Here is a 10,847-nt window from a genome sequence, read left to right as displayed (position 1 = left end):
GAAAAACAGTATTTCATGAAGCTCGGGGCTGTCTAGGAAACCCGGGGCGATTCAGGGATTGCCTGTCAATCAGGCCATGGCTCAATACTAGGGGAATCAAAAAAGACAATCCAATTCTGCTTTTTGATTCAACAATAAAAATACTTATGGCAATGAAATCGCTGCACGCAAACCGGCACCGCAGCGTCACTGCGGTTCCGGCTCGGGCTCATTGAGCAACATCTCGCCATTGATCTCGACGCTTTCGGCACGCAGGTCGATGACCCAGCCATTGATCTCGATACGGATACGCGCGGGGGCATTCTGCCAGGCCGGCGCCAACCAGATGTCTATCTGGGATCCATTGTTGGTACGGGTCTGATACAGCCGGGTATCCATCACGCCATGCGGCAGGCGCAGGCGCTGAGGCCCACGTGCTACCAGCAGGGCATCTTCCACCCAGAAATCTCCCACCACGAACAGTGCGGCTTTCTCAAGACTTTCATCCAGTACCGCAATGGCCTGGGGCAAGGCTGACAAAGCCACCGCCAAGCCTTTGATGGTCCGCTCGCGCCGATCGTCTCCGCGGGCCAGATAGACGACACCGCTGCCCTGATCGATACGCGCACTGGAGTGCTTGCGCATGCGTCTGTCCTGGCTTTGCGTGGATACGATGCTAGGCCCCGCCAGCACGCTGTCGGACTCGAACGCGAACTGCCCGTCCAGAGAGTTGATGCCAGCGCTCAGACGGCTGTGCAGATTCACGCCGTCGTGCTCCCAGCGCGCCTCGCCACTCACACCGATACTGATGAAGCCACCACCGGTTCCCGTATAGCGCACCCGGCCCTGACGTGGCAGGCGCTCGGCAGCCAGTGCTGCCGGAGGCTCGTCGATCACCGGCGATGACGACTCGGCAAGAATAGGTGCTTCTGCCGGAGCGGACGCATCCGCAGGTATCTCGCCGGAATCCGGCGCCTCTATCGGCGGGGATTCGGAAGCGATCTCGGGAGTCTCCAGCGGAGACTCTTCGATCGCAGCACTCTCTGTGACTGGCACGGGCGCAGGCTCGGCGCGGATGACCGATTCTGCCGGTTCATGCTTTGGAACAGGCTGAGGCGCGGGAGCTGGCGGTGGCGGCGGGCTGGACAAACGCGCCTCCAGTCGCACCGCTTCGCCCTCTGGCTCGACGAAAGGCGGCGCCCACAACGGTGGGCTCACCAGCCCGACAAGATGCAGCAATACGGAAAGCGTGATGGCCGTAGCCAGGCTGCCAGGACACCGCACATCGGCCCTCGTCAGATCTCCACGGGCGGAGCGCTCCAGCCCGTGAGTGCGGGCCCGGCTTCACGCACCTGCACGCGACCCTGGACGTCGAATTGCAGACGGCCTTCCACGAACCAGCGTACGGCCTGCGGATAGATGCGATGTTCCTGTGCCAGTATCCGCGCAGCCAGCACATCCTCATCATCGTCAGGCAATACTGGCACTACGGCCTGGATCACGATGGGACCGCTGTCGAGTTCCGGCGTGACGAAATGCACCGTGCTGCCCGCCACCTTTACGCCGGCCTCGATAGCCCGGCGATGGGTATGCAAACCTGTGAAGCTCGGCAGCAGCGACGGGTGGATGTTCAACAGCCTGCCCGCGTAATGCCGTACGAAAGCCTCGGTCAGGATACGCATATAACCTGCAAGCACCACCAGATCCGGCGAAAAACCGTCGATCCGGGCAGCCAGCGCAGTATCGAAGGCATCGCGATCGGCAAAGGTCTTGTGGTCCAGCGCAATGGTCTCGATGCCCAGGGCTCGCGCAATTTCAAGCCCCTGTGCATCCGGGCGGTTGGAGATCACAGCAGCGATCTGCATGCCGGGAATGGTGGCACGTGCAATGGCTTCCATGTTGCTGCCACGCCCAGAGATCAGGATGACGATGCGCTTCATGTCAGGCAGCCCTGGCCGCCGCACGGCTACGCAGCCAGGCGATGATCACCGGCAACAGGGATACCAGGATGATGCCGATGATGAACAGACTGAGATTGTTCTTGATCACCGGGATGTTGGCGAAGAAATAACCGGCGTAAGTAAGCGAGAACACCCACAAGGCGCCCCCCAGCACATTGAGCCGGAGGAAGTGGCGATAGTCCATCGCCGCGACGCCCGCCACGAAGGGTGCAAAGGTACGCACCAAAGGAATGTAGCGGGCGATCACGATGGTCTTGCCCCCATGCTTCTCAAAGAACTCATGCGTCTTGTCGAAGGCCTGACGGTTGAAGAAACGTGATTGCTCCCACTGGAATACACGCGGGCCAACCTTGCTGCCAATCCAGAAATTGAGACTGTCGCCCAGCACCGCAGCGATAAACAGGCTGAACGACAGCAGGTTGATATCCATCCCGCCCGCAGCGGCGATGCCACCTGCCACGAACAGCAGCGAATCTCCAGGCAGGAAGGGGGTGACCACCAGCCCCGTCTCGCAGAAGATGATCACGAACAGGATCACGTAGATCCAAGTGCCGTAATCGGCTACAAGAAGCGCCAGATATTTGTCCAGATGCAGAACGATATCGATGAACTGGCCGAACAATGCGATGAAATGGGTAACGAATTCCATGATGGCGTGGCGGTGGAGCGGACCGGCAATGATACCGGAAGGCTCCGACCAGCCCGGAGCGAAAACTATCCCGCCAGAATGGCGATCAGGAGTTTTCCTGCAGACCGCGGGTATAGGCCTTGATCGCGTGTTCGTCGCTCTGCGCCTGCTCCCGCTTGTTGAGGCGATGCTGTTCCTGGCGATGCTGGCGCTCGGTCAGCGTGTCGAAGGCCTTTGCGCGCGTGTGCTCCGAAGCCCACTCCCGCTGGCCCCGCGCAGTGGCATGACGTGAATGCTCCAACACCACCTGCTGCGCGGATATGGCCTCGTCCAGCTTGACCAGGAAAGCGCTGTAGTTGGCCCAGCCTCCCGGATCGATACCGCCACGCGCAGCCTGTAGGAAACGATCACGGTATTCCTGCCGGTACTTCTGCAGCATCTGGAGTTTGACCTCTCCGGCATGCTCGCTGGCGATCAGTTCGCCCAGCTTGCGCGTAGCCTCGTCCACGCGCTCATGCGCGAGTTCCTGGAGTACCTGCAATGGGGTCCTGTGTTGCATGGGCGATCCCGATACCGTTCAGAAGCGGACGCAGCAGCGCTTCAAATGCATGACGCCGCCACGACAGCCGGAAGTGTATGCCGGGAAACCGGCTTAGCGCTCAGCATGAATCCTCCTGTGACAGGTTCTTACAGGGTCTTGCCGAAAAGCTGGTGCAGCTTTCCAAGGCTGTCTTCGAAATCGGCCCGTTCGTCTATGCCTTGCTGCAGGAAAGCCTCCAGCCCCGGATACATGCGCACGGCCTCGTCCAGCACCGGATCTCTACCGGCCTGATAGGCGCCGACGGCAATCAGATCGCGTGAGCGCTGATAGCGCGAGAACAGCTGCTTGAAACGCCGCACGAGGTCGAAATGACTCGGGCGGATCAGACCGTGCATGGCCCGCGAGATCGATTGCTCGATATCCAGCGCGGGATAGTGGCCTTGGTCCGCCAGGTTGCGGGAAAGCACGAAGTGGCCATCCAGGATGGCACGCGCGGAGTCCGCGATGGGATCCTGTTGGTCGTCCCCCTCGGCCAGCACGGTATAGAAGGCAGTGATCGAACCACCACCTTCCGGACCGTTGCCAGCCCGCTCGACCAGCGCCGGCAGGCGCGCAAAAACCGAAGGAGGATAACCGCGCGTGACCGGCGGCTCGCCGATGGCCAGCGCGATCTCGCGCTGGGCCATGGCGTAACGGGTCAACGAATCCATGATCAGCAACACCTGCTTGCCCTGATCCCGAAAATGTTCGGCAATGGTAGTGGCGTAGGCAGCCCCTTGCAGGCGCATCAGCGGACTGGTGTCGGCAGGCGCAGCAACCACTACGGAGCGCGACAGACCGTAGGCGCCCAAGTTCTGCTCAATGAATTCCTTGACTTCCCTACCCCGCTCACCGATCAGGCCAACCACAACCACATCGGCGGAGGTAAAACGGGCCATCATGCCGATCAGCACCGATTTACCGACGCCGGAACCGGCGAACAAGCCCACGCGCTGACCACGCCCCATTGTCATCAGGGCATTGATGGCGCGGATGCCGACATCCAGGCTGTGGCTGATGGTGGCCCGCGTTAGCGGATTGACCGGGCGGGCCTGCAAGGAGCGCGTCTGCGTGGAACCCAGGGGGCCCAGGGAGTCGAGCGGGCGGCCCGCGCCGTCGACCACCCGGCCAAGCAGCTCGTCTCCCACCGGCAGATGCTTGGCGCGATCCGATACGCGACGGCGCGGCTCCACCCGCTCTGCGGCATTGGGGGTGGGTTGCACCGGCTCATTGGCCAGCACATGCGCACCGGGGGCCAGCCCGAAAACATCGTCGGTCGGCATCATGTAGAGCCTGTCGCCGTTGAAGCCGACAACCTCGGCCTCCACCGTACCGCCGCCCGGCACCAGGATACGGCAGCCCGACCCCAGCGGGAGCTTGAGCCCGGCGGCCTCCATCACCAGCCCGTTGATGCGGGTGAGCCGCCCCAGAACCTGGCAGGGCGCAGTATTGCGCACCACAGTCCCGCAATCCTCCAGGAAATTGCGCCAGACCGGACCGAAATGCTCCCGCGTACCCATCGCTCAGCTCTCGTGAAAACCGCCGGCATCGCGGGTCAGGGTTTCGACCACGCGGCGCCAGCGCGTCTGGATCTGGGCATCGATCTGGCCGCCGGCGGATTCGATCAGGCAGCCGCCACGTTCCACGGTGGCATCTTCCACCACCCGGTGCTCGACCGCTTCGTAATGCTCGGCCACGAAGCGACGCATCAACTCCAGATCCTCTGGATTCACGTGGATCACGGCCCCCTTTTGCGGCAACTGAGACAGCGCTTCCCGCACCACGCCCAACACCACATCAGGACGCAACGCCAAGGTTTCACGCAACACCTGGCGAGCGATCTCGATGGCCAGAACCTGGACTTCCTCGGCGATCTCCTGATCAAGCCGCTCCATGGCGTCATCCATCGACTGCAACAGTTGGTGCAGCTCGGCAGCCTCCATGCGTCCGCGCGCGGAACCTTCCTCGTACCCCAATGCGTAACCCTCGCGATGGGCTTCGCTCTGGATGCGCTCGATCTCTTCCAGCGTAGGCAACTGCACCCCGGGCGCTATTTCCAGCGGACCATCGTCAGCAGGCTGTTCCGCACCCGCCTCAGGCTCAAGCGAAGCCTGCGGCACAAGCTCCACAGGCGGCTCGGGCGCGGGCGGTGGCGCGTCGAACTGCTCGAAGGCCAGGCGCGGATAGGCACCGGACGCCTGATTGTTCGGAATGACATCAGCCACGAGTGACTCCTGCCTTCAGACGGATGGTCGGATCAGACGAAGGCATCGTCGCCGCCTCCACCGAGCATGATCTGCCCTTCCTCGGACAACCGGCGTGCAGTCTTGAGAATCTCCTTCTGTGCCGCCTCCACTTCCGAGAGGCGCACCGGACCGCGCGCTTCCAGATCCTCGCGCAGCATCTCGGCCGCACGCGTACTCATGTTCTTGAAGATCTTCTCGCGCATTTCGGGCGCCGCGCCCTTGAGCGCGATCACCAACTGATCGCCCTGGATTTCGCGCAGGATGACCTGGATGCCACGATCGTCCACATCCATGAGGTTTTCGAACACGAACATCTCGTCCAGGATGCGCTGGGCAAGATCGGGGTCTTATTCCCGCACATTGTCAAGAATGGCCGTTTCCGCCGCAGTGCCGACGAAGTTGAGGATTTCGGCAGCATGGCGTGTCCCTCCCATCGAGGCCTTCTTTAGGCTTTGACCAGATCCCGAAAGAACGCGGGTGAGCGCCTCATTGAGCTCCTTCAGTGCGGCGGGCTGCACGCCATCCAGCGTGGCGATGCGCAACAGCACCTCGTTCCGGCGACGATCGTCGAAATGGCGCAGGATCTCGCCCGCATGGTCGAACTCCAGGTGCACCAGGATGGTGGCGATGATCTGCGGGTGTTCATTCTTGATGAGATCGGCTGCCGTGGCGCCATCGAGCCACTTGAGCGATTCGATGCCGGCGGTATCGGACCCCTGCAGCACCCGCGAAATCAGGTTAGCCGCGCGCTCATCCCCAAGCGCCTTGGTGAGCATGGCGCGGATGGCATCCTCATCCGGCTGGATATCCGCACCACGGGCGGCATGCAGTTGAAGTTCCTCCAACAGTTTCTCGACGCGCTCACGCGATTGAGGCGCCATCTGCGCCATGCCTGCGCCAAGTTTCTGTACCTCGCGCGGCGACAGATGCTTGAGGATTTCCGCAGCCTCATCGCCTCCCAAAGTGAGCAGCAACAGGGCGCTTTTCTCCAGACCTTCATTAACGTCCTTCGCCATTGCCGCCGCCCCCCATCCATTCCTTGATCAGTTGCGCGACCATCTTCGGATCCTTCTTCGCGACTTCGCGGGCACGCGCCAGCTTCTTCTCGAAGCTCATCTTCGCAAGCTCAAGCTCCAGAACTTCGGGCGAAATGTCGCCATCCAGTTCGTCCTCTTCGTCCGAGCCTTCCCCGTCCTGTGCCAGCGTGGGTTCGGCGGGCTCTTCGGCTTCCGCGGGTGGCGGTGGTGGCGGTGCCACGGTCCGCACAAGTGGCAGGATCACCTTGCGATAGATGATGAAGGCCACCAGCAGCAACGCCAGCCAGCGCGCGACTTCCTTGATCAGCTCGATATTTTCCGGATCCTTCAGGAAAGGCAGTGGCGGTGCTTCGCTCTTCTCGGCCAGCGTGAAGGCGGCATTGGTCACCGTGATGGAGTCTCCACGCTGCTCGCTGTAGCCGACGGCTTCGCGTACCAGATCATTGATCTTGCGGACCTCATCTTCACCAAGCGGCGCCGAGGTCACGTTGCCCCGTGCATCGCGCGAAGGCCGGTGATTTACCACCACCGCCACCGACAGCCGGCGCACCTGGCCGGTCGCGCGCTTCACATGCTGAATGGTCTTGTCCAGCTCGTAGTTCGTGGTGGTACTGCGGTTTGAGCTGATCGGCAACGCGGCCTGCCCCTGTTGGCCCTGTTGCGCCTGACCAGGTACCGCCGGCACAGTGATCGGCGCAGTGGCAGGCACCGGAGGCTGATTGGTCAGTGCCCCCGGCACGCCTTGCGGCCCCGGCTGATTGGTCTGGGATTCGTTGCTCTGCTGGCTGCGGATCGCAGTGTCCGGTGCGGGGTTGGGTCGGTAGGTTTCGGAGGTTTGCTCGGCGCGGTCGAAATCCACGTCCGCCATCACCTGGGCGCGGAAATTCCCCTCGCCCAGTACCGGATCGAGGATCTTGCCGATACGCTCGATGTAGTTGTCCTCAAGATTACGCACATACTTGATCTGGCTGTCGTCCAGCATCAAGCCGTCAGGATTCGGATTGCGGGTCAGCAGATTGCCTTGCTGGTCGATCACGCTGATCTGGCTGGCGGCCAGTTGCGGCACGCTGGAGGACACCAGATGCACAATGCCCGCAATCTGTGCCAGCTCCAGGAAACGCCCCGGATGCAGATTCACCACCACCGAAGCGGTAGGCTTCTGCTCATTGCGCAGAAAAGCATTCTGCTTCGGGATCGCCAGATGGACACGCGCGCCAGCCACTGCCGACAGCGACTGAATGGTGCGCGCCAGTTCGCCTTCCAGCGCGCGCTGATAATCGATCTGCTCATGGAACTGCGAGACGCCGAGCTTCTGCGTCTCCAGCAACTCGAAGCCCACCGAACTACCACGCGGCAGGCCGTTCGCAGCCAGCGTCAGGCGCAGTTCATTGGCTCGCTCTGCTGGCACGTAGATGGCGCTGCCACCGGCTTCCACGCGATAAGGCACGTTCTGCTGCTGCAGTGCCGTCACGATCGCACCGCCGTCCTTCTCGTCCAGCCCGGAGAAGAGCACGGAATACTGTGGCTGCTTGCTCCATAACCAGATGCCGACCAGCAAGGACAGGCTGAGCGCGATCAAAGCCGCCCCGGCCATCTTCTGGCGCGGCGTGAGCTTGTTGAAATTTTCCACGATCACCTGTACGGGCGAAGCAGGCGGCGTGGGCAAGGCTTCTTCGGCCATGACGGAATACTCCACTGGGTCACGCTCGCATTCTGGCCGGCAAACCGTAACTATGAGCGCGAAATAAGCGGCAGTTTTTGCCGGTTAATTCCGGCCTGCCCCCGACGATTCTGACACTACAGTGGCAACATCCCTCATCGTGCCACCCGGCCCGCCATGAACCAGACGCCACCACCGATGAATGCCGCCAGCCTCGCCGAAGCCTTTCAGGCCTTCGCACGCGCGTCCGACGAGCTGACTCAGGCCTATAACGGCCTGCAGGGGCAGGTAAGCGCGCTCACCGAGCGTCTCACCCTGCTCATGGCGGCACTTCCGGCGGGGGTTGTATTACTCGATGCCGCAGGCAATACAGAACAATTGAATCACGCAGCACTAGGCATGCTGGGCGAAATTCCCGTGGGCACGCCATGGGCACAATTGCTCACACGCTTCGAACCTGCGGACACGCCCGGCGAATACTTTCTGGGTCATCCCCACGAAGACGCCTTGCGCATCGTGCTGGCGGAAACGCCACGCGACGCTCAGGGCGGGCGCATCGTACTGCTGCATGACGTGACCGAGGCCTGGCGCATGCGCCAGCAGACCGCGCGCACCGAGCGCCTGGCTGCCATGGGTGAAATGGTCGCAGGGCTGGCCCATCAGTTGCGCACCCCTCTTGCGGCCGCGCTGCTCTACACGGGACACATGGCCAGTACAGAGCTCGATCCAGGCACGCGTGGCAAAGTCGCCGAACGCGCGCTGGAACGTCTGCGTCACCTGGAAAAACTGATCCAGGACATGCTGATCTTCGCGCGCGGCGAAGCGCTCGGACGAGAGTCCTTCGGTGTCTGCGAACTGGTCGCCGAACTCGCGCACACCATCGATCCCGTGGCACACGGACGCGGCATCCATTTCAAGGCCGATTGCCAAGCTGGAAACCGAAAGCTGTTCGGCAACCGCAAGGAAATCGCCAGCGCTCTGCTCAATCTGCTTGAAAACGCCCTCCAGATTCTAGGGGAGCACGGTGAGGTCGCACTCTGCGCCCGTCTGGATGAAGGCAATGCGATCTTCAGCGTGCGTGACGATGGCCGCGGCATCCCCCAGGAACTGCAGGAACGCCTGTTCGAGCCCTTCTATACAACCCGCGCCGACGGAACCGGTCTGGGGCTTGCCATCGCGCGCGGGGTTGCCCGTGCCCATGGCGGAGAAATCAGCCTCAAATCAGCGCCGGGCGAAGGCAGTGAATTCTTTTTCCGTATCCCGCTGGCCCCGGCCGACGTGATCGAATCCTCTGGAGACACCGCATGATCGAAACGCTCGCCATCCTCGTCGTCGACGACGATGCCGCCCTGCGCGACGCCATCAGCCTGATCCTGGAAGCCGCCGGCCATCGCGTGACACTCGCGGCCAGTGGCCCCGAAGCGCTTGCCGCCCTGGAACGCCAACGCTTCAACCTGGTGATCACCGACCTGCGCATGGACCCCATGGATGGCCTGGAGCTGCTGGCCCGCATCCGCGCACTGAATCCTCAGCTGCCCGTACTGCTGATGACGGCCTTCGGTGACGTCGACAAGGCCGTCGCGGCCATGCGCGGCGGCGCTTGCGAATTCCTCATGAAGCCCTTCGAATCCAGTGTCCTGCTGGAAAACGTACGCCGCTACGCCACCGTCACGCCCACCCAGGAAGACATGGTGGCCGAGGACGTGCGCACCCGCAACGTACTGGCCATGGCCGCACGCGTGGCCGAAACCGATGCTTCGGTACTGATTACTGGTGAGTCCGGCACAGGCAAGGAGGTCTTCGCGCGTTACCTGCATCAGCATTCACGGCGCAAGGCTGGCCCTTTCGTGGCCATCAACTGCGCCGCGATCCCTGAAAATCTGCTCGAAGCCACACTCTTTGGCTACGAAAAAGGCGCCTTCACCGGTGCCCAGACAGCACAGGCCGGCAAATTCGAACAAGCCCAGGGCGGCACCATCCTGCTCGACGAAATCTCGGAAATGCCGCTCGGTCTGCAAGCCAAGCTGTTGCGTGTGCTGCAGGAACGCGAAGTGGAGCGCGTGGGCGGCAAGAAACCCATCACGCTGGACATCCGGGTTCTCTCCACCAGTAACCGTGACATGCTCCGTGAAGTGCAGGCGGGCCGCTTCCGTGAAGACCTTTTCTACCGCCTCAACGTCTTTCCGCTGGAAATCCCCTCGCTGCGCGAACGCCCTGCGGACATCCTGCCACTGGCACGTCATTTCATCGCCCGTCACGGTGAACGAATCGGAAAAACGGCAAGAATTGCCGGCAGTGCGGCGGAAATTCTTGCCGCCTGGCAATGGCCCGGCAATGTGCGCGAATTGGAAAATACCGTGCAACGCGCGGTCATACTGGCAGCAAGCGAAACCATCAGCGCCGAAGATGTAAAGCTATCCCTTCCTGCCTGGCAAAGCCAGGGCGCGCCGGTGAACCTGTCGACAGATATCCCAGCCCCCCTCCCGATGGCAGGCATTCAGCCGCTGCCAATGACCCAGGCCGCCGAAGCCTTGCCCACCAACATGAAGGATCTCGAGAAGCAACACATCCTTGACGTACTCAAGTCCGTCGGCGGCTCTCGCAAGAAGGCCGTGGAAAAACTCGGAATCTCGGAGCGAACCCTGCGTTACAAACTGCAACAGTACCGTGAGGAAGGTTGGGTGGAGAGTTGAAAAGAGTAGGCATTCTCCCCACCATGGCCTATCGTTGAACAGCCTGTGGCGGCATCGTCACCC

General features: G+C 62.0%; 9 protein-coding genes and 1 pseudogene. 2 read left to right on the top strand and 8 right to left on the bottom strand.

Annotation, left to right across the window (positions count from 1 at the left end; genetic code table 11):
* Positions 1–186 precede the first annotated feature (186 nt).
* From BGI27_RS12170 to fliF, 8 genes and pseudogenes are all read right to left on the bottom strand, one after another.
* Positions 187–1,263, bottom strand: a complete 1,077-nt coding sequence (locus tag BGI27_RS12170; protein WP_095525135.1) for a hypothetical protein — start codon at positions 1,261–1,263, stop codon at positions 187–189.
* Between the two features lie 11 nt (positions 1,264–1,274).
* On the bottom strand, positions 1,275–1,919 hold the full coding sequence (gene purN, locus BGI27_RS12165; protein WP_095525134.1) for a phosphoribosylglycinamide formyltransferase: 645 nt from the start codon (positions 1,917–1,919) through the stop codon (positions 1,275–1,277).
* Position 1,920: 1 nt separating this feature from the next.
* Entirely contained in the window at positions 1,921–2,589 is a 669-nt protein-coding gene (locus BGI27_RS12160; protein ID WP_095525133.1) for a DedA family protein, read from the bottom strand.
* Between the two features lie 85 nt (positions 2,590–2,674).
* Positions 2,675–3,127, bottom strand: a complete 453-nt coding sequence (gene fliJ, locus BGI27_RS12155; RefSeq protein WP_095525132.1) for a flagellar export protein FliJ — start codon at positions 3,125–3,127, stop codon at positions 2,675–2,677.
* A 128-nt stretch (positions 3,128–3,255) separates the two neighbouring features.
* The gene (gene fliI / locus BGI27_RS12150; RefSeq protein WP_095525131.1) at positions 3,256–4,668 is read right to left on the bottom strand and encodes a flagellar protein export ATPase FliI; all 1,413 of its coding nucleotides are present in this window, start codon (positions 4,666–4,668) and stop codon (positions 3,256–3,258) included.
* A 3-nt stretch (positions 4,669–4,671) separates the two neighbouring features.
* Complete coding sequence (locus tag BGI27_RS12145) at positions 4,672–5,373, bottom strand: FliH/SctL family protein (RefSeq protein WP_095525130.1); 702 nt, start codon at positions 5,371–5,373, stop codon at positions 4,672–4,674.
* A gap of 32 nt (positions 5,374–5,405) precedes the next feature.
* Positions 5,406–6,410: pseudogene (fliG, locus tag BGI27_RS12140) on the bottom strand (flagellar motor switch protein FliG).
* Complete coding sequence (gene fliF, locus BGI27_RS12135) at positions 6,394–8,112, bottom strand: flagellar basal-body MS-ring/collar protein FliF (protein ID WP_095525129.1); 1,719 nt, start codon at positions 8,110–8,112, stop codon at positions 6,394–6,396. Before fliF ends, fliG begins: the two are co-directional and overlap by 17 nt.
* Positions 8,113–8,268: 156 nt before the next feature.
* On the opposite strand from fliF, the gene BGI27_RS12130 reads away from it, so the two are divergent.
* Both BGI27_RS12130 and BGI27_RS12125 read left to right on the top strand, forming a co-directional pair.
* Entirely contained in the window at positions 8,269–9,399 is a 1,131-nt protein-coding gene (locus BGI27_RS12130) for a sensor histidine kinase (RefSeq protein ID WP_095525128.1), read from the top strand.
* Complete coding sequence (locus tag BGI27_RS12125; protein WP_095525127.1) at positions 9,396–10,784, top strand: sigma-54-dependent transcriptional regulator; 1,389 nt, start codon at positions 9,396–9,398, stop codon at positions 10,782–10,784. Before BGI27_RS12130 ends, BGI27_RS12125 begins: the two co-directional genes overlap by 4 nt.
* The last annotated feature ends 63 nt before the right edge of the window (positions 10,785–10,847 follow it).

Origin of the sequence: Candidatus Dactylopiibacterium carminicum, from assembly GCF_014736495.1 — a bacterium.
GTDB classification, from domain to species: Bacteria; Pseudomonadota; Gammaproteobacteria; order Burkholderiales; family Rhodocyclaceae; genus Uliginosibacterium; species Uliginosibacterium carminicum.
Note: the sequence above shows the minus strand (reverse complement) of the source record. Positions and strands in the feature narration are given on the sequence as shown.